Source organism: Pseudovibrio sp. M1P-2-3 (assembly GCF_031501865.1).
In the GTDB taxonomy this organism is placed as follows: domain Bacteria; phylum Pseudomonadota; class Alphaproteobacteria; order Rhizobiales; family Stappiaceae; genus Pseudovibrio; species Pseudovibrio corallicola.
Genome location: NZ_JARRCW010000001.1, coordinates 4,454,562 through 4,477,579, shown reverse-complemented (window position 1 = coordinate 4,477,579; position 23,018 = coordinate 4,454,562). Strand labels below are relative to the sequence as shown.

General features: G+C 46.6%; 21 protein-coding genes and 1 tRNA gene. 11 read left to right on the top strand and 11 right to left on the bottom strand.

Annotation, left to right across the window (positions count from 1 at the left end; genetic code table 11):
- Positions 1 to 15: 15 nt before the first annotated feature.
- Positions 16 to 1,260: a ubiquinone biosynthesis hydroxylase gene (locus tag P6574_RS19750; RefSeq protein WP_310621914.1), complete on the bottom strand. Its 1,245-nt coding sequence runs from the start codon at positions 1,258 to 1,260 to the stop codon at positions 16 to 18.
- Between the two features lie 111 nt (positions 1,261 to 1,371).
- Here P6574_RS19750 and tesB point away from each other — a divergent pair, with 111 nt between their 5' ends.
- Entirely contained in the window at positions 1,372 to 2,244 is an 873-nt protein-coding gene (gene tesB, locus P6574_RS19745) for an acyl-CoA thioesterase II (RefSeq protein ID WP_310621913.1), read from the top strand.
- Positions 2,245 to 2,293: 49 nt separating this feature from the next.
- On the opposite strand, the gene tlpA is transcribed toward tesB, so the two are convergent.
- Entirely contained in the window at positions 2,294 to 2,959 is a 666-nt protein-coding gene (gene tlpA, locus P6574_RS19740; RefSeq protein ID WP_310621912.1) for a thiol:disulfide interchange protein TlpA, read from the bottom strand.
- A gap of 29 nt (positions 2,960 to 2,988) precedes the next feature.
- On the opposite strand from tlpA, the gene argH reads away from it, so the two are divergent.
- The 4 genes from argH to P6574_RS19720 all read left to right on the top strand — a co-directional run bounded on the left by argH (position 2,989) and on the right by P6574_RS19720 (position 8,692).
- A complete protein-coding gene (gene argH, locus P6574_RS19735; RefSeq protein WP_310621911.1) occupies positions 2,989 to 4,380 on the top strand; it encodes an argininosuccinate lyase in 1,392 nt (463 codons plus the stop codon).
- A 114-nt stretch (positions 4,381 to 4,494) separates the two neighbouring features.
- Positions 4,495 to 4,740 (top strand): lipoprotein, encoded by a 246-nt coding sequence (locus P6574_RS19730; RefSeq protein WP_310621910.1) that lies wholly within the window; start codon positions 4,495 to 4,497, stop codon positions 4,738 to 4,740.
- A gap of 49 nt (positions 4,741 to 4,789) precedes the next feature.
- Positions 4,790 to 6,061, top strand: a complete 1,272-nt coding sequence (lysA, locus tag P6574_RS19725) for a diaminopimelate decarboxylase (protein WP_310621909.1) — start codon at positions 4,790 to 4,792, stop codon at positions 6,059 to 6,061.
- 75 nt (positions 6,062 to 6,136) lie between these two features.
- On the top strand, positions 6,137 to 8,692 hold the full coding sequence (locus tag P6574_RS19720) for a TIGR02302 family protein (RefSeq protein ID WP_310621908.1): 2,556 nt from the start codon (positions 6,137 to 6,139) through the stop codon (positions 8,690 to 8,692).
- A gap of 7 nt (positions 8,693 to 8,699) precedes the next feature.
- Here P6574_RS19720 and P6574_RS19715 read toward each other — a convergent pair whose 3' ends face one another.
- The 4 genes from P6574_RS19715 to ftsE all read right to left on the bottom strand — a co-directional run bounded on the left by P6574_RS19715 (position 8,700) and on the right by ftsE (position 12,044).
- Positions 8,700 to 9,488, bottom strand: coding sequence for a lysophospholipid acyltransferase family protein (locus P6574_RS19715; RefSeq protein ID WP_310621907.1), 789 nt, complete (start codon positions 9,486 to 9,488; stop codon positions 8,700 to 8,702).
- 62 nt (positions 9,489 to 9,550) lie between these two features.
- Complete coding sequence (locus P6574_RS19710) at positions 9,551 to 10,276, bottom strand: YdcF family protein (protein ID WP_310621906.1); 726 nt, start codon at positions 10,274 to 10,276, stop codon at positions 9,551 to 9,553.
- A gap of 42 nt (positions 10,277 to 10,318) precedes the next feature.
- Positions 10,319 to 11,260, bottom strand: coding sequence for a cell division protein FtsX (locus tag P6574_RS19705; protein WP_310621905.1), 942 nt, complete (start codon positions 11,258 to 11,260; stop codon positions 10,319 to 10,321).
- Positions 11,261 to 11,384: 124 nt separating this feature from the next.
- Complete coding sequence (gene ftsE / locus P6574_RS19700) at positions 11,385 to 12,044, bottom strand: cell division ATP-binding protein FtsE (RefSeq protein WP_310621904.1); 660 nt, start codon at positions 12,042 to 12,044, stop codon at positions 11,385 to 11,387.
- Between the two features lie 581 nt (positions 12,045 to 12,625).
- Here ftsE and hpt point away from each other — a divergent pair.
- Positions 12,626 to 13,171 carry a hypoxanthine phosphoribosyltransferase gene (gene hpt, locus P6574_RS19695; RefSeq protein WP_310621903.1) on the top strand — a complete coding sequence of 182 codons (546 nt, stop codon included), beginning with the start codon at positions 12,626 to 12,628 and terminating at the stop codon, positions 13,169 to 13,171.
- A 390-nt stretch (positions 13,172 to 13,561) separates the two neighbouring features.
- Here the strand turns inward: hpt and P6574_RS19690 are convergent.
- Positions 13,562 to 13,638, bottom strand: a tRNA-Arg gene (locus P6574_RS19690).
- 166 nt (positions 13,639 to 13,804) lie between these two features.
- Between P6574_RS19690 and P6574_RS19685 the strand changes: the two genes are divergently transcribed.
- Complete coding sequence (locus P6574_RS19685) at positions 13,805 to 14,860, top strand: bifunctional transcriptional activator/DNA repair enzyme AdaA (protein ID WP_310621902.1); 1,056 nt, start codon at positions 13,805 to 13,807, stop codon at positions 14,858 to 14,860.
- 78 nt (positions 14,861 to 14,938) lie between these two features.
- On the opposite strand, the gene P6574_RS19680 is transcribed toward P6574_RS19685, so the two are convergent.
- The gene (locus P6574_RS19680; protein ID WP_310618894.1) at positions 14,939 to 15,874 is read right to left on the bottom strand and encodes an IS110 family RNA-guided transposase; all 936 of its coding nucleotides are present in this window, start codon (positions 15,872 to 15,874) and stop codon (positions 14,939 to 14,941) included.
- Between the two features lie 289 nt (positions 15,875 to 16,163).
- Between P6574_RS19680 and P6574_RS19675 the strand changes: the two genes are divergently transcribed.
- Both P6574_RS19675 and P6574_RS19670 read left to right on the top strand, forming a co-directional pair.
- On the top strand, positions 16,164 to 16,541 hold the full coding sequence (locus tag P6574_RS19675) for a winged helix-turn-helix domain-containing protein (RefSeq protein ID WP_310620137.1): 378 nt from the start codon (positions 16,164 to 16,166) through the stop codon (positions 16,539 to 16,541).
- Positions 16,513 to 17,118, top strand: a complete 606-nt coding sequence (locus P6574_RS19670; RefSeq protein ID WP_310620136.1) for an IS630 family transposase — start codon at positions 16,513 to 16,515, stop codon at positions 17,116 to 17,118. The genes P6574_RS19675 and P6574_RS19670 overlap by 29 nt, the downstream gene beginning before the upstream one ends.
- 12 nt (positions 17,119 to 17,130) lie before the next feature.
- Here the strand turns inward: P6574_RS19670 and P6574_RS19665 are convergent, their stop codons facing one another.
- Complete coding sequence (locus tag P6574_RS19665) at positions 17,131 to 18,120, bottom strand: IS481 family transposase (protein ID WP_310621901.1); 990 nt, start codon at positions 18,118 to 18,120, stop codon at positions 17,131 to 17,133.
- Between the two features lie 172 nt (positions 18,121 to 18,292).
- Between P6574_RS19665 and P6574_RS19660 the strand changes: the two genes are divergently transcribed.
- Positions 18,293 to 18,697, top strand: a complete 405-nt coding sequence (locus P6574_RS19660; protein ID WP_310621900.1) for a VOC family protein — start codon at positions 18,293 to 18,295, stop codon at positions 18,695 to 18,697.
- A 54-nt stretch (positions 18,698 to 18,751) separates the two neighbouring features.
- Here the strand turns inward: P6574_RS19660 and P6574_RS19655 are convergent, their stop codons facing one another.
- Positions 18,752 to 19,699 (bottom strand): hypothetical protein, encoded by a 948-nt coding sequence (locus P6574_RS19655; protein WP_310621899.1) that lies wholly within the window; start codon positions 19,697 to 19,699, stop codon positions 18,752 to 18,754.
- Between the two features lie 156 nt (positions 19,700 to 19,855).
- Positions 19,856 to 20,053 (bottom strand): hypothetical protein, encoded by a 198-nt coding sequence (locus tag P6574_RS19650; RefSeq protein WP_310622211.1) that lies wholly within the window; start codon positions 20,051 to 20,053, stop codon positions 19,856 to 19,858.
- On the opposite strand from P6574_RS19650, the gene polA reads away from it, so the two are divergent.
- Positions 20,040 to 22,979 carry a DNA polymerase I gene (gene polA, locus P6574_RS19645; protein WP_310622207.1) on the top strand — a complete coding sequence of 980 codons (2,940 nt, stop codon included), beginning with the start codon at positions 20,040 to 20,042 and terminating at the stop codon, positions 22,977 to 22,979. The genes P6574_RS19650 and polA overlap by 14 nt on opposite strands.
- Positions 22,980 to 23,018 lie beyond the last annotated feature (39 nt).

Genomic DNA, 23,018 nt, shown 5'->3' with positions numbered 1-23,018 from the left:
TTCTTGAGCTTCAATTTAGAGCGGGTGTCCCATTAGAAGCTTTGGAGAAGGTCCGCTCATTGCGGCTGCTTCGCCAATAAAGTGCTGTTTCAACTGTGGCATGCGCTCCACGAGGCTTAGTCCAAAGTCACGAAGAGCCCGAACAGGTCCAATATCATTGGAAAATAAGCGATTTAGAACGTCTGTTGTCACACCCATCTGATAGGTATCAAAACGCCGCCAGCGTTGATACCTTTCCAAAATATGCTCAGCGCCGATATCAAGGCCCAACCTGTGGGTGTCTACCAGAACCTCACTTAAGGCAGCAACGTCTTTAAATCCAAAGTTTAAACCCTGACCTGCAATAGGGTGAATGCCATGTGCAGCATCTCCAGCTAGAGCGAAGCGGTTACTGATAAACGTTCGTGCCAGTGTAAGGCTTAAAGGGAATGCTTTTCTTGGGCCATCTATATGAATTTTTCCAAGGTGGTGACCAAAGCGACGTTCTAGTTCAATTTCGAACGTGAAGTCATCTCCGTTCACAAGTCTTTCTGCCTCGGTGGTTTTTTCACTCCAAACTATGGACGAGCGGTTGCCTGTGAGAGGTAACATTGCAAAAGGCCCTGAGGGGAGAAAGTGCTCCTCTGCCCGGCCGTTGTGAGGACGTTCATGTGCGACAGTGGTCACGATACCGGACTGGTTGTAGTTCCAGTGGTTGCAATGGATACCTGCCAAGGCCCTGAGTTTAGACTGTACACCATCGGCAGCAACCAGAAGGCGCGCTTCTAAAGTGTTTCCAGACCCGAGCTCAATTCTGGCGCAGCTTGCTTCAATGGAGAAATCGGCGACACTATCGGGAGAGAAAATGTCAACTCCTGCATTTTCAGCTTTGTCATAGAGTGCTGCAACCATTTTACCGTTGGGGACCATATGGGCGAATGGTTCTCCCTCTTCCACTTCTCCTGCAAAGTTCAGGAATACCGGGCGAACGCTATCATGCAGTTTACTGTCGGTAACGATCATTTCATTTATAGGTTGAGCATACTCGATTAAATCATCCCAGATGCCCAGTTGGTCCAACATTCTGCTTGCTCCTGCAGCAATTGCAGATGCACGTGGATCTTTTTCAATGGCCGAACGTGGTCGTAAGTCAACAAGAGCTACTTCCAGTGATGGTTCAGACTGCTTGAGTGCAAGAGCTAAAGACAGGCCTACATAACCTCCTCCGCCGATCGCAACATCATAAAATTTTTGTCGATCGACTAGCCCAGTTGCATTCATTCTCTTTTGTCCCGTAACTCATGCCTATTCAAAAGGCCCGTTGACTGTTGTAGGTAACCCTGATTTACACGCCAGACGACCTATATCATCAAAAAACCGGATTTGTCTCCAATGTCGAATGCTGTAGATAGCCTTTTAGATATTCTAAGTCTCGAGAAGCTTGAGGAAAACCTGTTTCGTGGGCGTAGTCCACAAGCCATGTGGCAGCGGGTTTTTGGTGGTCAAGTTATTGCGCAAGCATTAATGGCAGCAACACAAACTGTCGCCAAGGATAGGCGGATACATTCCTTACATGGATATTTTATGCGTTTGGGTGATGCAACTGTTCCGATACATTACGAAGTAGAACGGATTCGTGATGGTGGGAGTTTTAATACGCGGCGTGTTGTCGCCATTCAGAAGGAGAAGGCGATATTCTCCATGTCTGCATCCTATCAAATTGTAGAGGAGGGAATGTCCCACCAAATAGAGATGCCAGATATTCCGATGCCAGAAGACTTAATGTCAGAATCGGAATTTAAAGAGAAACATCTAAACGACGTTCCTGATGTTCTGAGGCTTTTTTGGAAAAAAGAACGCCCGTTGGAGCTTAGGCCGGTAGATACCAGACATTTCCTTACACGCGACAAACTACCTCCCTATCAAAATGTTTGGGTCAAGGCTGCATCTGCATTGCCAGAAGATCCGCATATCCATCAAAGTGTTTTAGCTTATGCGTCCGATATGACGTTGCTCGATACTTCTTTGTTCAGCCATGGCCGCCAGTTCTATAACCCTGACCTGCAAGTAGCTAGTCTCGATCATTCTATGTGGTTTCACCGCAGTTTTAAGGCTGATGAGTGGCTGCTTTATACGCAAGATAGCCCTGTAACTAGCGGAGCAAGAGGGTTCACAAGAGGGAGCCTTTACACCCGTGATGGAACACTAGTTGCCTCAACAGCGCAGGAGGGGCTCATCCGCTTGCGGGGCAAAAAAGCGAACTAGCTTTTTTGCCTTACTATTCATTGCGTTAACAGGAAAACACAGAAATTACCTATGTGCCTTGTTGGGCTCTGATAGCGGTTTCAATCAATGTCTTGGCTTCTGGAGAATCCCAATCTGCTGGGCCAAACATTGAGCCAATTTCGCAACCATCATTTCCAATTAGAACAGTAGTAGGAAGGCCAGGTGCTCGCCCTATCTGTCTGAGGTCCTGATATACCTTCATGGTGTGATCACTGTAGTACGTGAGTTTCTGAACGCCTATATCTCGCAGAAACTGCTTTGGTTTTGGGTTGTCTTGGCCCCGGTCAACGTTAATAGCGAGAACTTCGAAGTTCTTACTACCTAACTGTTCTTGTAGGCGATCAAGATCAGGCATTTCTTTTCTGCAAGGCGCACACCAGGTTGCCCACAAATTTAGCAGACGGGTTGAATTGCCTGCTGCTATAGTTTGTTGTTCCCCGTTTGGCCTCTTAAAGGCAATATCAGCAAGTGATGTCGCATTTTGAGTTGGGAGAAAACCGGCTACTTCCCCTATTAGAGTTGTCCGGACTGCGTTCGCCGCAGCTTTGGAAGTTGTACACTGTTTTGCCAGAGAAGTTTCCGTATCTGTCGTCAAATAGGCGAAATAACCGGCTCCAGATGCAATTATTACGAAAAAACTGGCAAAAATTGCTTTGCGAAGTTTCAAGTTTCCGTTAGTGATCGACTTCTTCATAGTTTATTCCAATAGTACGAGGGCAAGACATGAGCAACCGCATGTGGGGTGGCCGATTTGCAGAGGGTCCTGATGCAATCATGGAGGAAATCAATGCCTCTATCGATTTTGATCGGAAATTGTATAAACAAGATATTCTCGGCTCAAAAGCTCATGTCCGAATGTTGGCAAAACAAGGAATCGTTTCGTCAGAAGATGCCGAAAAAATTGTTGAAGGTCTAGAGACCATTCTGGCAGAAATTGAAGCAGGCACATTTGTTTTCTCTCGTGCTTTAGAAGATATTCACATGAATATCGAAGCGCGATTGGCGGAGTTGATTGGACCTGTGGCTGGGCGTCTACATACTGCTCGGTCTAGAAATGATCAGGTAGCGACCGATTTCCGGTTGTGGGTTCGCGATACTCTTGATGGGCTGGATGAGCAGTTGACGGAACTTCTGAAAGCTCTGGCAACAAAAGCGGAAGCACATGCTGGCGATGTAATGCCGGGCTTTACGCACCTGCAAACTGCTCAGCCAGTTACTTTCGGTCACCATTTGATGGCCTATGTCGAAATGTTTGCTCGTGATCGATCACGAGTTCGTGATGCTCGTGTTCGTATGAATGAAAGCCCTCTTGGAAGCGCTGCTCTTGCAGGAACATCTTTTCCCATAGATCGAGAGATGACCGCGTTAGCCCTTGGCTTTGACCGACCTGCTGCCAACTCTCTTGATGGTGTGTCTGACCGTGATTTTGTGCTTGAGGCTTTGGCTGATGCTTCGATTTGCGCCATGCATCTGTCTCGTCTTGCGGAGGAGATCGTAATCTGGTGTTCTGCCCAGTTCAACTTCATCAAGCTCTCCGATAAATTTTCAACCGGCTCCTCTATTATGCCGCAGAAGAAAAACCCTGATGCAGCAGAGTTAGTCAGAGCTAAAACAGGCCGGATTTACGGTGCACTCAATGCTCTACTGGTAATGATGAAAGGTCTTCCGTTAGCCTACTCAAAGGATATGCAGGAAGATAAAGAGCAAGCTTTTGATGCTTTACCTAATCTTTCTCTGGCTTTGGCAGCAATGACTGGAATGATTGACGACCTTGAACCTAATTCAGATGAATTGATGAAAGCTGCAGGGTCTGGGTACTCAACTGCGACTGATCTAGCCGATTGGTGTGTACGTGTTCTTAATGTTCCTTTCCGCGATGCCCATCATATTACAGGCTCTCTTGTTGGGAAGGCAGTGGAAAAGAACATTGAGTTGGAACAGTTGACGCTTGAAGAAATGAAAAGTGTTGAATCGCGAATCACAGATGATGTCTACAATGTTCTTTCTGTCAGTAATTCAGTTAAGAGCCGAGTGAGTTATGGGGGAACTAGTCCAGACAATGTGCGGGAACAAGCCCAACGTTGGTTGGAAAAACTAGAGGCTGAGGCGCTCTGATATTTAGATATATGATAACACTGGCCTTGCGAATAAGGTAAATACAGTGCAGAAAATCAAAGTTGCCTTATTCTTACGAGAAATAAGGCAACTAACAAAGGTTAATCGGGATCTGTGTCCCCGCAAGAAACTGACGATGGAACAATGAAAGTGTTTGCACGTTCTTCCAAAAAGCTGATGGCCGGACTTCTGGTAATCTCGGCAGCGTTTATATTGTCTTCTTGCGGCCGCAAGGGAAATCTGGATCCTGTCGTTCCAGGTCAGACTGTTCAGCAAGAAGGTCAGGAAACTCAGCTGGAAGGGGCAAAGCCTTTGAGTACGGTTGAAGGCAAGAGCTTTATTCTTGATCCACTGATCTAAAGCTCCAATCCCTCTTGTTGAAATTCTATCAAACTAAAAGGAAGCGACAGTGCATCACTTCGACTATAAACATGGCGTTTTGCATGCGGAAGATATCTCCATCAAAAAATTGGCGGAGACTGTCGAAACCCCATTCTATTGTTATTCCCGCGCTACATTAGAGCGTCATTACAAAGTTTTTGAACAAGCTTTTAGCGGAATAGAACATTTAGTTTGCTATGCAGTCAAGTCCAACTCCAATCAGGCTGTCCTGACACTTATGGCTAATTCTGGTGCTGGCATGGATGTTGTATCAGAAGGGGAATTGAGGCGGGCTTTAAGCGCGGGCGTCCCTGCGAACAAGATCGTATTTTCTGGCGTTGCAAAGAAGCGCAAGGAAATGCAATTCGCGCTGAAGGTCGGTATTTTATGCTTCAATGTAGAATCTGAGCCAGAACTGGAGCGCCTTTCTCGCGTTGCCCGTGAAATGGGAGTAACTGCCCACGTTTCGTTGAGAATCAACCCTGATGTTGACGCGAAAACCCATGCCAAAATCTCCACAGGTAAAGCCGAGAATAAGTTTGGGATTCCTTGGCAAAAAGCCCGAGAAATTTATGCTAAAGCGGCCTCCTTGGAGGGCCTAAAGGTTGTGGGCATTGATATGCATATTGGATCTCAAATTACATCCTTAGAGCCATTTGATAGTGCTTTCTCTCGAATTGGAGAGTTAGTGAAGCTCCTTAAAGAGGACGGTCATGATATCCAGCATGTAGATGTGGGTGGCGGTCTTGGGATTCCCTATGAAAAAGGTGCAGATGTTCCCGAACCTCTGGCTTATGCGGAAGTTGTGCGTAAACATGTCGAAACACTTGGATGTAAAGTAATTTTTGAACCGGGACGTATGATTTCCGGAAATGCGGGTATTCTTGTAACTGAAGCAGTCTATATCAAACAGGGTGAAGCGAAGAGTTTTGTTATTGTTGATGCTGCGATGAATGACTTGATACGTCCTACACTTTATGAGGCCCATCATGAGGTTGATGCGGTCAGTGAAGATCGGGAAAACGGTCCGCAATTTGTGGCTGATGTCGTTGGTCCTGTTTGTGAAACAGGCGATTATCTCGCTAAAGATAGACTCTTACCAAAGTTTGAGGAGGGAGATTTGATAGCTGTGCATTCCGCTGGCGCTTATGGTGCAACACTTTCCTCAACTTATAATACCCGCTTGCTTATACCGGAGGTCCTAGTAGATGGTGACCAGTTTGCCATTATCCGGCCCCGTGGGTCCTATCAAGACCTAATTGGCCAAGATGAAGTTCCTAATTGGTTATTAAATCAGTAAGGCTAATAGACCTAGCCCATACCGTTCTGCGGATTGTCAGGATATTTGCTGAAGCCTAAACTTTTCCCATAATACATGGCAAAAGGTGAGGCTTCAGTGAAGAGTGAAGCACAAACGTCTAGAGCCTCGAAAAAGAGGTCAGACAACAGCATTCAAGTTGCTCCGTCAGGTCATTTCCTCGGGTATCGATTTGAACGGCTTACTTTGCGAGCACGCCTAGTTCTTTTCTGGGAGCACTTGTCACGTGCAGCCCTTTGGCCGTTAATACTCATCATCATATATTGTGGGGTTAGCTTGCTTGGGGTGTGGTTATGGCTACCTTCTGCTCTCACAGTGATACTAATGATAGGAATGCTGACTGCATTCCTATTTTTTTGTAGAGATTTGCTAGCGGTACGCATTCCTAGCAAAATAGAAGCTTTGAAGCGTATTGAAGAAAGGAATTTTCTCTCCCACAATCCTTTACAAGCATTAGAAGATGTTGTCGGAGAAGAGAGGAGAGATAAACGCGGGAAAATCTTGTGGAAGGCTCACCGCGAGCGCATCCTTGAAAAATTACATGGCTTAAAAACTGGCTACCCCAATGCGCGATCATTTGTAAAAGACCCCTATGGATTTCGTGTGTTTGCTGTTCTTCTTTTGGTTGTAGGATTGGGAGGAGGCAGTGAGGACCTAAAGAATGCTTTAGTATCCCCATTTTATACAACTTTGGGACGAGATGAAGTACCTACGCGCGTTGATGCTTGGGTAACGCCGCCAGCCTATACTCAAGAAGCGCCTATTTTTCTGAGTGGAGACCTTGGAAAATTGAGAGTTGAAGGTACTCATATTGTAGTACCACAGGGGAGTGAAGTTCTTATTCGTTCACAAGGGAAACGAGAAATAACGACTATTTTTCAGAGTATTAATGGGGCTAGAAAAATTATCGCAGGCGAAGTGAGATCGGCTCGAATACAAAGTAGTAACGTAAAGCAGCGGGATTGGAACTTTCGACTTCTTGAAAGTGGTATGTTGCAGCTGGAGAGTCCCAAAAACAAGCTCTACTCTTGGAGCTTCACGGTGAAATCCGACTTACCACCACGTGTAAAGTTTATTGAAGATCCTCAAAGGCAATTGTCTGGCAGTACAAAGTTCACATATTTTGTAGAAGATGATCACCGTGTGGTGTCCGGAGTAGCGCAGTTTGAAGTGCCCAAATCACAAGATAATGAAGAAAAAGAGAGGCGCCCCCTCGTAAAAGCACCTTCCTTTTCGCTTTCAGTACCAAATCAAAATATCAACTCTGGTGTGTCAGAGGTTTACAAGGATTTAACAACTCACCCGTGGGCTGGGGCGGATGTTGGTATTTCTCTGGTTGTAGAAGATGATGCAGGGCAAGAAGGGAAATCTCAAATTGTTCACTTTCGGCTCCCTCAAAAGAACTTTAACAAGCCTCTCGCTCGTTCGATTATCGAGCAGAGACGAACTCTTGCCATGGATGCAAGCCGACATGTGCAGGTTATTGATGCGATAGATAGCCTACTCCTTGCTCCTGAGTTTTTCATAAAGGAGGCAGGCCCATACCTTTCTCTACGTTTTGCTTACCAAAAACTGACGGCAGCACATAGCGATGAGGAGCTGGTGCCACTGTTGGATATGCTTTGGACTGTAGCACTTATCATTGAAGGTGCGGGTTTATCAAATGCGGAGCAGGCTTTACGGCAGGCACAGGAAGCTTTGCGAGAGGCGTTGGAAGCTGGAGCTTCAGAGCAGAAAATTACAGAACTTATGCAAGAGCTGCGCAAAGCACTCAATGAATATTTGGTGGCTTTGCAAGAACAGCAGAAACTGCATGCACAGCAAACACAACAGTCAGTTTTTGATCCAGATGCGCGACAAGTTAGGCCTCAGGACTTTGAAGATATGATGCGAAGAATGGAGGAGTTAACTAAGCTTGGTTCATTTGAAGCTGCACGAGAACTTTTAGCTCAAATGCAGGAAATCCTAGAAAACCTTTCCACGGAACAACCGCATTCACTATCTCAGCAGCAGCAACAAACAATGGATCTTCTTAATGGGCTAGAAAACATTATCGAAGACCAGAAGCAGCTTATGGATGAAACTCATAGATACGCTCAAAAAAATAAATCCGAATATGATCTTGAAGGGCAGGAGAGCGCTGAACGAACTGAGGAGCTGAAAGATAAACAGAGGGGAGTATCGGATGAACTACAAAAGTGGCTTGATGAGTTAGCCAACAACGGATTGAAGCCCAATAAAAATTTGAATAATGCTGAAGATTCAATGGCCAATGCAGAGGAGGCGCTAGGTGTAGGGGAGACAAGGCAAGCTGTTGGAGACCAAGGGGATGCAGTTAAAGATTTGCAACAGGGAGCTCAACAGTTGATCGAACGTCTTTTAAAGACAGGTTCGGGACCAGGCGCTCCGCCCAAAAGTGCATTTAATAGTGATCCACTTGGCCGTATGCGGCGAATGGAAGGATCTGAGTACGGCAGTAGAGTAGAGATTCCTGAAGAGGTAGACGTACAGCGTGCGCGGCGCATTCAAGAGGAGTTGCGCCGCAGGCTTTCGAATCAAAAACGCTCCAATACGGAACTGGAATATTTAGAGCGACTTTTAGATAGGTATTAGTCCTGCATTAATTTGCAGTCGCTCGGCTAGCGGTACGTTGCCTTTCACGCGCTTCTTTGATGATAATGTTATCTGGAGTTTCCTGAGCAGCCTCTTCAAAAAGCTCACTTGAAGTAGTTTCAATGCGCCTTTCTAATTCTTGTAAAAATGCACCCATTTCCATCCCGGGATGGATTGGCTTTAAAATCTGCGCCTTAATCGTTCCAGGAAAACGAAAAAAACGTCGTCTGGGCCAATAAACACCAGAGTTCACCGCAACAGGAATTACAGGACAGCCAAGCTCAGCGTACATATGAGCTATACCGACTTTATATCTGGTTTCGGCCCCCGCAGGCATTCTGGTTCCTTCAGGGTAAATGATAATGTTCCGGTCTTCTTCGATAGCTTCTTTCGCTTTTTCCATCATAGCGGCCAGTGCAACAGAACGTTTGCCTCGTGCAACCGGAATTTGCTTAAACTTCATAGTAAACCAACCGAAAAAAGGAACATACTGAAGTTCTTTTTTCAAAATAAATGTTGGGTCATGCAGCTTGGGTAAGAGTGCGAAGGTCTCCCAAGCGGACTGATGCTTCATTGCTATAATGCAACCTGCTTTGGGGATATTTTCCCAACCGGTAATCTCCGACTTCACGCCCGCAATCCACCTTAACCAGAATAGGTTGACGCGTCCCCAGGCTCCAGGAAGCCACATACCCCACTTTCTTGGAAGAATAAGAAGAGGGAGTGCTGCAAGCATCATTACAAGCGTGCAGATATAAAATATGGAATTAAAAATAAGTGATCTAATTGCTGTCATAGGTTCTAGTCACACCAGCCCTAGGAAACATCTATATTCAGAGTTCCTTTGGTAATTAAAAGTTAAGTTGTATGATAGGGCTTATATATACGTCCTACTTCAACCCTTATTCTAACGAGGATATACTTCACATATTCCCGAAATAGAAGCCTTGTTGTTGAATAGCTTTTATACCACTGCTGTAAATTTAACTCCGAATGAAAAACTGGAGCAGGGATCAACTCTACGGAAGGCATTTGTTTATGGAGTTCAAATATGGCCCTTGGCATGTGGTAGGCACTGGTAACGACAATTAGGTTAGAAATATGCTTCTGCTTAACCCAGGTAGCGGTTTCCTTGGCATTGCCAATGGTATTTAAAGCCTTTCTATCTATATCGATGCAGCACTTGAATAGGCCTTCATATTGGGGGGTATTCTTGATTATCTGTTGAATAGTAGTGTGTGGGTTCACCCCGGAAATCAGTAGACGATCAGCCTTGTTATTTGCCAATAGCTCAAGAGAGCGAGAGATTCTCTCCTTCCCACCAGTTAATACAACGATACCTTCGGCTTGTTCTAAAGGTTGTTCCAAATTTATCTTTGTTGTTTCGATGAACCAAAAAAAGCCTAAGCAAAATCCAACCAACATGATGCATATAGTTGCCAGCGTTGTATTTCTAATAAATTTGGGTTTATTTTTACTAGGCTGTACATGATACTTTGTATGAGACTCATCCGTATTTGCGGTCGGCATTAGCTGATCTAACGGTTCCTTCTCCCGAGGCTTTAAAGTTGTATCGTCTTTCATTATTGCACCGTATAGCTGGTCGTTACCCAATAAGATGTGACCTTATTCCATGTTTGCCAAATGGGAATGTACTGCCAATCTCGAAGTTAGAGCTGTAAGAAAGGCAACGAGTAATACAACGAAGATTATTCCCATGTAACCCATAGAGCCTATTGAGATTGAGCCAACTAAAGCCTGCATTTGGCTGGTAGCCTGAGATGCTACTGTACCACTGCTCAAGAGGTGAAGAAGAAGAAAGCACAAAATGGCAATGGCTCCACCTGCACCTCCGCCTTTTAATCCTAGAAACAGGAAGTGTTTTTGAAATTGACCAGCGATGAAACTGTTTTCAGCACCGACGAAATGTAGGACTTCTACAACATCCCTGTTGCCCGCCATAGCTGCGCGTGTAGCGAAAATAACTGAAAGGATCATTGAGCTGAGTACCAATATTAAAATGGCAAACCCACCAAAAACCACCGTATTGGCCATTGCGGATAGTTGCCGTGTCCATGTTCGATGATCATCTAAACTTGCTCCGCGAATATCTCTTTCGACAGTTTTTTTCATGTCAATTATATTAAGTGAACTTGGATCGGCTATTTCGACAAGAATCAAGCGAGGAACAGGCAGTTCCTCTAACGCGAGACCTGTGCCTAACCAAGGCTGCAGCAACTGCTGTGTTTCCTTGTCAGAGTAGGCGCGTGCTTGGCCAACCCCGGGAAATTCTTGGACAAGTGCAATTGTTCGATCTATCTCCTGAAGCATGTTTACCCCATCAGTGGGGCGTATCTGAACAGTGATTTCGCGTACAAGGTCATTATTCCAATCATTGGCTGCGTCACGGACTAAACTTACAAAGCCAACGGTTAAGCAAGCTAAAAAGCTCATGATAGCCACAACTAGAATTAAGGCGCGCCCAACAACTGCTTGTGGGGGAACTATTTGCGTTGAACTCTGTGATTTCAGCCCACCACGCTTTCTGGTTATTTTCTTACTACGCAACGTGTTGGAAGTACTGGACTTCCGTTTGATTGGGAGGGCTTGTCGTTTACTACGGTTTGGCCTGCCTTTGATTTTCTTTGGCCCTCTACTTTGAGGGAGCGTCCGCATAGCTGAAGAGTTGAGCTTAGTCATATATTGTCAACCGCCCTTCACTAAGCACCAAATGGCGTGCGTTTACTTGCTCCAGCAGATGTAAGTCGTGTGTTGCAATAAGAACAGAAGTACCCAGTCTATTCAATTCGATAAATAGGCGCACAAGCCTCCTTGCTAAAGGAGGGTCAACGTTCCCTGTGGGCTCGTCAGCCAGCAGAACTTCAGGTTGCGTGATAAGGGCTCTTGCAATGGCTGCTCTTTGTTTTTCCCCTCCCGAAAGAACAGGGGGAAGTACATGCATTCTATCACCAAGGCCTACCCATTTTAGAAGTTCAATCACATCTGAACGGTATTCATGTTCCATTTTCCCAACAACCCGATGGGGCAAAGCAACGTTTTCATAAGTGGTAAGGTGGTCAAGAAGTCGAAAATCTTGGAATACAACTCCAATCCTTCGACGTAATGCTGGAATATGTGCTTTGGGAATAGTTGCACAATCCCTTCCGAAAACGGATATCAGACCACGTGTTGGTTTTAAGGACATAAATAAAAGGCGAAGCAGGCTGGTTTTTCCGGCTCCAGAAGGTCCCGTAAGGAATTGAAAGGACTGAGGTTGGATATTGAAGGTCAAGTCCTTGAGTACTTCAGAACCCATTCCATATCTCAGACCAACATTCTCAAATCTTATCACTGAGAGCTCCTTCAGGCTAATCCTATGCAATTCATCGGGTAATTAAGAGCTGGCATAAAGTCACGTAAAATTTGTTATTTTCTAGTTCATATTGATCAAGTAGGTAGATCATATAGGAAATTACCATAAATATGCGCAACTATTAACCATAATGAAAAAGACGGCATTTGTGCATTAAAAGCCAATTTTTAGCCCTAAAAACAGTGCTATAAGGCCTCGTTCCTTTTGTGCCTTAAGAGCGCAGCTCTGAAGGTATTGAGAAGGAAAGTGTATAGCTATAACAACTGTGGGCTACCTAAAAAGGCTTTAATTGAAGAACTAAAAAGAAGACCTTTAGAGTCCAAGGATATATAAGAACACTGATTTACATTTTCATTTCCTTCAGGTTTTGATTGAAGGAAATGGAGCCTTCACAAAGAAAGGCTAGCTACACCAACTTGGTAGGGTGATGAATATGCACCTCGCCTGCTAAATAGTTGTTTCACCCGGCTCAGTTAGTGGTTGTTATGCCACCTTATTGAGCTCCTTACAAAAATACTGCGCTTTACAAGCGCCTTAAGAATAAGAGCGACCAATATAAGATGACGGGAGCACCGGAAATACACGTTCTCTACAGCCAAGAAGAGATCGCAGAGCGTGTTAAAGCTATTGCAACCAAGATTAGGCAGGATGAGTTGAAAGACCTGCTATTCGTAGCCGTACTTAAAGGAAGCTTTATTTTTGCAGCAGACCTTGCCCGAGCTCTTCATGAAGTGGGAGTTGAGCCGGAAATCGAGTTTTTGCACCTTTCAAGTTATGGAGCAAATACTGTGTCTTCTGGAACGGTGACGATACTGAAAGATATTGCAAGCGACGTCTCAAACCGGGATGTGATTTTGGTTGATGATATTCTGGAGTCGGGAAGAACACTACGTTTTGCTGCAGATATGATTAAAGAGCGTGGCGCAAAATCTGTACGAGTGGCAGCCCTTCTGGATAAGCCTATGTATAGAAAAGCGGATATTGAAGCAGACTATAAGGGCTTTGATTGTCCTGACAAGTTTGTTGTGGGCTATGGCATGGATATGGGACACGCTTGGCGACAGTTACCTTTTATCGGCTTCATTCCGCAGGATGGTGACAAGTAGCAAGCTACCTCGAAAGGCGTGGGTAGTCCTCGCCGGAATTTGTCATCAATATTCGAGCGCGTCTTGTTGCGCTGCATTCACGATTTAATACCTACTTCCGAAAATAAGTATTTTTCTCGGAGGTAGGCTATAACAGGTGTGCCTAAAAATAGTATTTAATCACTGTTTGTACAGAGCAACCTTATTTATAACTGATTTAGTGGAATTATACTTCGTAATCTACACTTTACTTTATTTGTCGGAAACGTGGCAGGCGGGATATATTGCAACATAAATTTCTCAGAACTTTAGTGCACAGTGAGACAACAGCGAACAAAAGTCGTTCTGCGTACATTGGTAATTGGCAGAAAATTTCCAACTTTACAACTTATTGATATTATTTAAGAAAAATGGTGCACCCGACAGGATTCGAACCTGTGGCCTCTGCCTTCGGAGGGCAGCGCTCTATCCAGCTGAGCTACGGGTGCTTTGGGCGATGAGTCTCGCGAATAAGGTTGTCTTTATCCGATCCAGAGACGGGGAGCAACGTTAGATAGCGTTTGCAGGTCATTTTGTGGATAGAATGGGAGAGAAAACTAAATAGGTGCCCGTTTTTGGGCTGTAGAGTGCGGACTGGACCTGTAGAATAAATGCATGTTGTTCAAATTACTAGATTATGATCGGCTGTATGAAGCTCTTCTCCGCCGTGATGCGGATTTTGACGGACGAGTGTTTGTTGGGGTGAAATCTACAGGAATTTTTTGCCGTCTAACTTGTCCTGCCCGTAAGCCAAAAAAAGAAAACTGTAAGTTTTTTGAGTGTGTTGCTGAATGTATGGAGGCAGGCTTTAGACCTTGCAAACGGTGTAGCCCGCTTACTCCTGCCGCAGAAGTAGATGTCACTATCAAAACTCTGATGAGAGCACTGGAAGACCAACCTTCGCGGCGTTGGCGAGAGAGTGATATTGAGCACCTTGGGTTTGATCCTTCTACTGTCCGTCGCAGCTTTAAGCGTCACTATGGCATGACTTTCTTGGAAATGGCGCGCATTTCTCGATTGCGTGAGAGTTTCACAACTTTGGCTGAAGGAGGGCGCGTAATTGATGCTCAAGTGGACGCCGGCTTCTCTTCTCCCAATGCGTTTCGTACAGCTTTTGCAAAGCTTTTGGGCGAAACTCCTGGAAGCTTTACAGAGGACGCTCTCTTAAAGGCGGATTGGATTGAAACACCTCTTGGTGCCATGATTGCTGTTAGTGATAAGTCTTCATTACACCTCTTGGAGTTTGTAGATCGCAAAGCTTTGCCAACGGAGTTGAATAAGCTGAAAAAGGCAGCTGGTGGACAAATTGGTATTGGCCGGTTTGAACCTATCAAGACGATTGAGGGTGAGCTTAACGCGTTTTTTGATGGAAGAAGCGATCAATTCAAAACACCTTTAACTCTTCATGGCAGTGCCTTTTCTCGGGACGTCTGGCGAGCTTTACGAGAAATCCCTACGGGGCAGACAAAAAGTTACAGCCAAATAGCGCATGATATTGGTAATGCAAATGCGGTTCGAGCGGTTGCAAGAGCAAATGGAGCAAACCAAATTGCGATCGTTATTCCGTGTCACCGAGTTATTGGTGCTGATGGAACACTTACGGGGTACGGAGGCGGTTTATGGCGGAAGCAAAAGTTGATTGAATTGGAGAGAACATTTTCAGGCAAATGAAAATCCTCTAAAGACAGCGGATAGGAGATTGTATCTCCCTAGAGGCTTCTGGGGGAGTACTTAGAGTATCCGTCTTGGTCAAGCCGTTTTTGGTTGCCATTGCCGGTCCGCTTTTATGAGAGCGTTTGCCAGTTCGATTAGCTTACGCATGAGAGCTATTATGGCGATTTTGGGAGGCTTACCAGCCGCTCGCATCTGGTTGTATTTGGCTTTCAGGTCTGGATTATAACGGCTGGCAACAACGGCAGGCATGTAGAGTGCATCGCGTACCGGCTTGCGCCCTGCTTGAATAAAAGCAGCGCCCCGCCAGCGTCCTGACTGGCGGGTCATGGGGGCCAGCCCCGCCAGAGCAGCGGCCTGTTTACGGGATAATTGTCCAAGCTCTGGCATTTCAATCACCAGCGCCGCGACGGCGACCTGTCCCAGCCCGGGAATAGAGTGTAAAATCTTTGCTGCCCGCGCCCTTTGAGGGCTCTGCTCAATTTGCTTTTGAGTTTCGGCGTTAAGGGCCTCCAATTGCTTTCGCACGAGTTTCAGGCGTTGCTGTGTCTGTTTGCGAACCAGGTTCACCCGTTGTGTTTTCAACCGGTTCTCCAGTTGCGTGGCTTCTTTTACAAGAGCTTGACGTGCAACGCGTATCTCTTTGAGATGACATAGGCTTGCATCGACTGGCTTGTCTGGTTCCAACTGGAAATCCTGCCCCATTTGGGCCAGCAGGCGCGCATCAATCCGGTCCGTCTTCGCCCTCTTGCCTTTGGCCTGTGCAAACCGGCGTGCTTGCCATGGGTTAACTTTGCTCAGAGGATAGGAACCCGACAATGCCAACTCAAAAGCGCCGTGATAAGAACCTGTGGGTTCAAAAATAATTCGAGCGACAGGCAGGCCTTTCAGCCAGCTTTTTAACTGTCTGTACCCTGCAGCTGTATTGGTAAACTGCTTGCTCTGCTCATCCGGCAGGCAGTACACATCAAGATGGTCTTTCGAAATATCGACACCAATGGTAACCTCAGACATCTTCGCAAGTATCCTATGCTTGTCGTGCAGAGCTTTGGGCTGCTGCGTATCCGTTCAGGCCTGTTGCGAAGACGGTGGCCGATCATACTCTAAAACGGTCCCTTGTGACCTAGCGCGTCCCGATCCGACCACCGCCACTGCCCTCCCGACTCAATACGGTGGCCATTGGCCTATATTCGCAGAAGACACTAAAAAGCATAAGACAAGCGTGTCGATACAGATTGGGTTCAGGATTCCCTAAACCAGTAATTTGTGATTCCATGTCTTTGAGGTGAGACGGGAGCCAAGCATGGGAAAACCACATCCAATTGAATTGCGAGAACGTGTTGTGTGCATGGTCGCAGAGGGGCACAGTCATCGATCAACAGCGGCACATTTTCGTGTTTCTGTTAAATTTGTGAATGACATGGTCCGTCTAAAACGGGAGACAGGCTCTCTTCTGCCCAAACGACAAGGTAATCCCGGTCGCGGAAAATTGAGTGGAGTTAAGGGGTGGGTCCGGCAACGCTTACAGGAAAGAGGAGAGCTGACCCTTGATGAATTGGTTTTGGAGCTATTCGAGCAACACGCCATCAAGGTGCACCGTTCTTCTGTTGGTCGACTCTTGCACCGCCTCGGGCTAACACACAAAAAAACACTTGCTGGCCGCAGAGCAAAAGCGCGCTGATATCCGCCATGAGCGTCATGTCTGGATTGCTCGTCGCCAACCTTTTATGAAGAGCCATTTGCATAGGCTTGTGTTTATTGATGAAACCAGCCTTAAAACCAATATGGTCAAGACAACCGGTTGGGCACCTAAAGGCGAGCGACTTCTTGATCACGCCCCTTTTGGTAACTGGAATACGCAAACCTTTATCGCCGCCCTCAGGCATGACCGCCTAGAGGCGCCTTGGGTCATAAATGCGCCCATGAACCGTCAGCGATTTGAACGGTATGTGGAAACGCAATTAACCCCAACTTTGAAAAAAGGAGATGTCGTTGTTCTGGACAACCTATCCTCACACAAAAGCACGAATGCGGCAAAAGCTTTGCAGGCTGTTGGAGCTTGGTTTCTATTCCTTCCCGCTTATAGTCCAGACCTTAATCCCATCGAGATGGCATTTGCCAAACTTAAAACTCTTATTCGAAAAATTGCAGCCCGTAGCTATGACGATTTATGGAAAGCTGTCGGCCAAGTATGCGACCTATTCTCAGAACAGGAATGTTATAACTTCTTCAATGCAGCTGGATACAAATCCGATTAAAGGCGACACGCTCTAGATGTTTAGTCCCGCGAGCAGATGGTGTGGTTGTTTTATAAATCTGTCCGGCTCTTGTGTCCATTGTCTGGTAATATAGTCGAAGGGTGTTAGGCCCCGAAGAGCCTTGAGGCGCTTGGCGAAGTTATAGGCCTGAATAAATGTGTCCAGATGGGCTCTTAGTTCGTTGTGTGTGCGGTAATAGTAGCGCCGAACGGTTGCTTCTTTAATGGTTCTGTTCATGCGCTCGACCTGGCCATTTGTCCACGGATGGGCTGGTTTGGTAAGCCGGTGGTCAATGTCATTTTGGGCACAAGCCAGAACAAATGCATGAGCACGAAACAACTGGCCTGTTGTGAGCAAATGTTGAACCTCACTGGCGTTCCAGCTGTACCCTTTGGGGTCAGTGAACTGGGTGCCGTTATCGGTCAGCACGGTATGGATCTTGTAGGGAACCGCTTCAATAAGGGCCCGCAGAAAGGTACTGGCAATCCTTCTGGTGGCTTTTTCAAAGAGTTTGACAAAGGCGAACTTTGAGGTTCGGTCAATGGCAACGAACAAATAGAGCTTGCCTTCTTGCGTACGAACCTCAGCAATATCAAGATGAAAGTAACCAATTGGATAGGCTTTGAAGCGTTTCTTGTTCGCTTTCATATCCGGTGGTGGCAGGCGCGAAATCCCATGGCGCTGGAATAAGCGATGCAGGGACGAGCGGGTCAGACGCGGGATCGTTTCCTGCAGGGCGTAAAGGCAGTCATCGAGTGGCAATAAAGAGTGCTTGCGAAAAGCGACACACGCCGCTTCTTCTGCCACGCTCAGGACTGTGGAGCGGGGATTCTTCCGCCCCATAGGTTGATCTTCCACGCTATTGCGATGTTTCCACTTCATCACCGTTTTGGGATTGATGTTATAACGCCGGCTCAACTCTTTGATGGTTGCATCCGATTTTTGTATGGCTGATCGAACCGCGTGAGTGGTCGTGGCGCTGCCGTGTAATACCTGTCCCATAAGTCCTCCCGAAATGATGAAGTCAATGTTAAACCGATTCCATCTGCTCGCGGGACTAAACATCTAGTACTCTGGAACTATAAGCCTTCGAACCAGAGCTAGTAGAAACGTGCTTTGGAGTTGGTATCAGTCGGATTATTTTTACTAATGTTTGTATTTGAGGAAAGCTGCCATGAACACTCCCGTTACACTAGGTATTGATCATCTTGGTCTCACTGTTAAGAACCTTGAGGCATCTGTTAAATTCTTTACTGAGGTTTTAGGTTGGAGCCAATTTGGTGGTAATCCTGACTACCCGTCGGCCTATGTAACTGACGGGTATTCCAAATTGACTCTTTGGGAGAAAAAGGCTGGTGCCTTTAACGGGTTCGACCGACATAAAAACATAGGTCTGCACCACTTCGCATTGAAAGTTCCCAGTCTGGAAGTATTGCACCATACATTTGACTTGGTGAAAGGTGCTGAAGGGGTGGAAGTTGAATTCTCACCCGAACCTTCCGGTAAGGGACCAAAATTACACTTCATGATAAGGGAGCCGGGTGGCACGCGCTTGGAATTTGCATTTGATCCGAGGTAACATTGAGAAACAGCGGGCCTGCTGTTTTGTGAGCCCCGCCAAGTTGATTGTTTGTTAATTGATGGTTTTCCTCAGGAGAACCAGGTTGTCCAAGATCAGATTAGTGGACCAGATGAACTGAGCATCTGCTTGTTTATCATCAAAAATATCCTCAAAATTTGTGTAGGCGCGTTTGTTGCCTACTCCGACGGTTTCGTTGGAATAAACTGTTGCGTCAGGCCACTGGTTGTCGTTGAAATCAATGGCTTGCCAGTTCCCTGGTATTTTCCAGTGAGCCGCAGCGGAAGAGGAGCCATCGCGTACACCAGTGGTAGAACAAGCTGAACTATCTCGTTTTTGGCCTTCAACTTTCAGGCATTTTCGATTTTTTAAAGGAGCTATATAAAAAGTTTGTGCTTTCCAGCTTCCATCTGTGGTGGTGATTGTATTACCCGCTTCATTTTTCAGCACCATTAGGAAACCAGCGTCTCCGGGATGATAGGATTTACCTTGATTATTTTCTGATCCAAGACCGAGGTTTTCTTCCCAGTCCACGCCCATTACCGCCAATGTAAAAGGGCGATCCACTTTGAAACGAACCACATTACTGTTAAACGGAGTGAAGATAACGGGGTCTACAGCGACTAGCTGCCCATTAACGTTAAGCTCGAAATAATTATCGGCAAAAATATAAGCACTAATAATCTCGCTACCGCCAAGATCTAAAACTTCAAAGGCATCAAAATTTATCTGTTTTGAAGACCTGAGCTGAGTTCCGCCACATTCATTGTAAAGGTCTGCAGCTTTATGGGCATTTTTGAAGTTCACAGGTGCTGGAACAGTCCAGACACTGCCATCTTCTGCGGTGATTTGACCTAGAGAACTGCGGCGCGCGCCTCTGCCTGAGCAAATAACAAGATCGGTTTCAATGGTTTCTGCAAGGCCACTTGAAAATGAGGGCTGTTCAGCTTGTGCAATACCGGTAAAAACCATGGATGCAGCTGCGAGCGCTATATACTTCATCGTATTCTCTCTGTTTTAATTATTATTGGAATGCATGGACCTGTTTGGATTTGCCCTCCAAAAACGATGGGACGGCCCCAGTAAAACCCCGAATGAAACTGGATCAGCTCCACATTTGAGTCAATTTGAAAAATTGTAATAATTTGTGGTAGGTCCTTATCTTCTATGTTCGCTCAACGGCATTATTAAAGCTCTTTTAATACTTTTTTGTTTTGTCGTGGCAGCGTTGCCGATACAAATTGTGAGCTTTTTCATGGAGCGAGCCTTTTGTTGATGCTGACACGTGAAAATCATCAGGAAAGCCAAAAAACAGGCCTTTTCAATGTGCACGGCAACAGGCATGATCGCGCCCATGTCAGCATCATCTATTGCCCCCGAGCTCACCGAGAACGATCATCTTATTTTGGTTGATGGTTCCACCTTTATTTTCCGCGCTTATCATGCGCTGCCGCCGCTTACCCGTAAGCCCGATGGCTTGCCCGTTGGCGCTGTTTCCGGTTTCTGTAATATGATATGGAAGCTGATCCTTGACGGGCCTTCCAAGGAATTGGAAAAGGCGACACATCTTGCTGTGATTTTCGATAAGTCGGGTAAGACATTTCGCAATGACTTCTATCCGGAATATAAAGCTCACCGGCCACCAGCACCGGAAGACCTCATTCCGCAGTTTGGCTTGATCCGTGAAGCGACCCGAGCATTTGGGTTGCCAGCTATTGAACAGCAAGGATATGAAGCAGATGACCTGATTGCCACTTATGCCCGCCACGCAGAGGCCAAGGGAGCAAAGGTGACGATTGTTTCCGGTGATAAAGACCTGATGCAGCTTGTAACCGATAAAATCGGTATGGTGGATACCATGAAGAACAAGATGATCAGCGCTCCAGAGGTTTTTGAAAAATTTGGTGTTACTCCAGACAAGGTTGTAGAAGTTCAGTCTCTGGCTGGTGATAGCGTTGATAACGTGCCCGGAGTTCCCGGTATTGGCTTGAAAACGGCGGCGCTGCTTATTAACGAGTTTGGAACTCTGGAAAACCTGCTGGATCAAGCAAAGACCATCAAGCAAAAGAAGCGCCGTGAGAACCTGATCGAGTTTGCTGAGCAGGCCCGTGTTTCCAAGCGCTTGGTGCAGCTGAAAGAAGATGTTCCGGTGGAAGTGCCGGTTGAAGACTTCTCTTGCAGCGATGTGCACGGACCGACTGCCATTGGTTTCTTGAAGACAATCGGACTGACAAGTCTTACTCGTAAAGTAGCGGAGTACACCTCTGCTGAGCTTGCAAATATTGAGCCACTTGATGTGCCAATAACCGGTTGGGAACCTATTGTAAAAGCTACGGAACAAGCTGAGGAGACTGCGGGGACAGATGAGGATAAAGGTTGGACGGCCTCAAAACTTGCAGAAAAAAATCGACTGGAACAGGCTAATATTCCCGTAGATAATTCCGTATACGAAACAATATCCAGTCTTGAACAACTTGATAAGTGGATAGAAGAAGCCTTTGAAATAGGCTATGTATCTGTGGATACGGAAACAGATGCACTGGATGCCATGCGCTCCGGTCTTGTGGGCGTATCTTTGGCGACTGCGCCGGGAAAAGCCTGCTATATTCCGCTTGCCCATAAAGATGGCGAGGGGGACCTGCTGGGCGGAGGTGGTCTGCTGGAGGGCCAGATCCCGTTGCAGGCCGCTCTGGAGCGCCTGAAGCCCATGTTGGAAGCGCCTTCTGTTCTCAAAATTGCGCAGAATATGAAGTACGACTGGGTTGTACTTTCGCGTTACGGCATCGAGATGGCTCCGTTTGATGATACCATGCTGCTGTCCTATGTTTTGGATGCCGGTGTTGGTGGCAATGGAATGGATGAGCTTTCCAAGCGCTGGCTGGACCATACGCCAATCGCCTTCAAGGAAGTGTGTGGTTCGGGCAAGTCTCAAATCACGTTCGATATGGTGCCGCTGGACAAAGCCACGGCTTATGCTGCGGAAGATGCAGACGTTACGCTTCGTCTCTGGAAGGTTTTGAAGCCACGCCTTGCTGCTGAAGGTATGGCAACCGTCTATGAGCGTCTTGAACGCCCTATGGTTGAAACTCTTGCCCGTATGGAAAAGCGGGGCATTAGTGTGGACCGGCAAATGCTTTCCCGTCTTTCCGGTGATTTTGCCCAAAAAGCAGCTGCACTGGAAGCGGAAATCCACGAGATGGCAGGCGAGACATTCAACGTTGGCAGCCCAAAGCAACTGGGTGAAATTTTGTTTGGCAAAATGGGGCTGCCGGGAGGTAAGAAAACCAAAACTGGTGCTTGGTCCACCTCTGCCTCGGTACTGGATGATCTGGCAGCTGAGGGACATGAGCTTCCAAGTAAAATCGTAGAGTGGCGTCAGCTTTCCAAGCTGAAATCTACTTATACCGATGCCCTGCCAAGCTTTATTAATTCGGAAACGAAACGAGTTCATACATCGTTTTCGCTGGCGGCAACAACCACGGGACGTTTGTCCTCTTCCGAGCCTAATGTGCAGAATATTCCTATCCGCACAGAAGAGGGCCGCAAGATCCGACGAGCCTTTGTCGCAGGGCAGGGCACCAAGCTTATTTCCGCCGATTATAGCCAGATTGAACTGCGGGTTCTCGCCCACATGGCCGATATTCCGCAGCTTAAGAAAGCCTTTGCTGAAGGGCTGGATATTCACGCCATGACTGCCTCTGAAATGTTTGGCGTGCCTATTGAGGGCATGGACCCGATGGTGCGTCGTCAGGCAAAGGCTATCAATTTTGGTATTATCTACGGTATTTCCGCGTTCGGCCTTGCCAACCAGCTGAATATTTCCCGCGGTGAGGCGGGGGATTACATCAAGACGTATTTTGAGCGCTTCCCCGGTATCAAGGAGTACATGGAGGAGACGAAGAAGTTTGTTCATGCCAATGGCTATGTGGAAACGATCTTCGGCCGTCGTGCACATTATCCTGATGTGAATACCAAAAATCCCAATATGCGCCAATTCTTTGAGCGAGCCGCCATTAACGCACCAATTCAGGGCTCTGCAGCGGATATCATCCGCCGCGCTATGGTGCGTATGGATGATGCTCTGGTATCTGCCAAGCTGGATGCTCAAATGTTGCTGCAAGTGCATGACGAACTCATTTTCGAAGTGCCTGTGGAGCAAGTGGACGCCACCAAGGAACTGGTTGTCAGCATAATGGAAAAAGCGGCAGAACCCGCCGTCCAGCTCTCTGTTCCGCTCAAAGTGGAAGCGGAAGCAGCAAGCAACTGGGATGAGGCGCATTAGCGCCTTTCCTCTTTTTGTAGGTTTTTACGCCGCAACTGG

Bases quoted from the DNA above. Each gene is read 5' to 3' on its own strand.
- polA (WP_310622207.1), top strand. From the start codon at position 20,040: ATGATCGCGCCCATGTCAGCATCATCTATTGCCCCCGAGCTCACCGAG.
- P6574_RS19715 (WP_310621907.1), bottom strand. From the start codon at position 9,488: ATGACAGCAATTAGATCACTTATTTTTAATTCCATATTTTATATCTGC.
- P6574_RS19720 (WP_310621908.1), top strand. From the start codon at position 6,137: ATGGCAAAAGGTGAGGCTTCAGTGAAGAGTGAAGCACAAACGTCTAGA.
- tesB (WP_310621913.1), top strand. From the start codon at position 1,372: ATGTCGAATGCTGTAGATAGCCTTTTAGATATTCTAAGTCTCGAGAAG.
- P6574_RS19650 (WP_310622211.1), bottom strand. From the start codon at position 20,053: ATGGGCGCGATCATGCCTGTTGCCGTGCACATTGAAAAGGCCTGTTTT.
- tlpA (WP_310621912.1), bottom strand. From the start codon at position 2,959: ATGAAGAAGTCGATCACTAACGGAAACTTGAAACTTCGCAAAGCAATT.
- P6574_RS19750 (WP_310621914.1), bottom strand. From the start codon at position 1,260: ATGAATGCAACTGGGCTAGTCGATCGACAAAAATTTTATGATGTTGCG.
- P6574_RS19710 (WP_310621906.1), bottom strand. From the start codon at position 10,276: ATGAAAGACGATACAACTTTAAAGCCTCGGGAGAAGGAACCGTTAGAT.
- hpt (WP_310621903.1), top strand. From the start codon at position 12,626: ATGACGGGAGCACCGGAAATACACGTTCTCTACAGCCAAGAAGAGATC.
- P6574_RS19680 (WP_310618894.1), bottom strand. From the start codon at position 15,874: ATGTCTGAGGTTACCATTGGTGTCGATATTTCGAAAGACCATCTTGAT.
- P6574_RS19665 (WP_310621901.1), bottom strand. From the start codon at position 18,120: ATGGGACAGGTATTACACGGCAGCGCCACGACCACTCACGCGGTTCGA.
- argH (WP_310621911.1), top strand. From the start codon at position 2,989: ATGAGCAACCGCATGTGGGGTGGCCGATTTGCAGAGGGTCCTGATGCA.
- P6574_RS19655 (WP_310621899.1), bottom strand. From the start codon at position 19,699: ATGAAGTATATAGCGCTCGCAGCTGCATCCATGGTTTTTACCGGTATT.
- P6574_RS19685 (WP_310621902.1), top strand. From the start codon at position 13,805: ATGTTGTTCAAATTACTAGATTATGATCGGCTGTATGAAGCTCTTCTC.
- P6574_RS19675 (WP_310620137.1), top strand. From the start codon at position 16,164: ATGGGAAAACCACATCCAATTGAATTGCGAGAACGTGTTGTGTGCATG.
- P6574_RS19660 (WP_310621900.1), top strand. From the start codon at position 18,293: ATGAACACTCCCGTTACACTAGGTATTGATCATCTTGGTCTCACTGTT.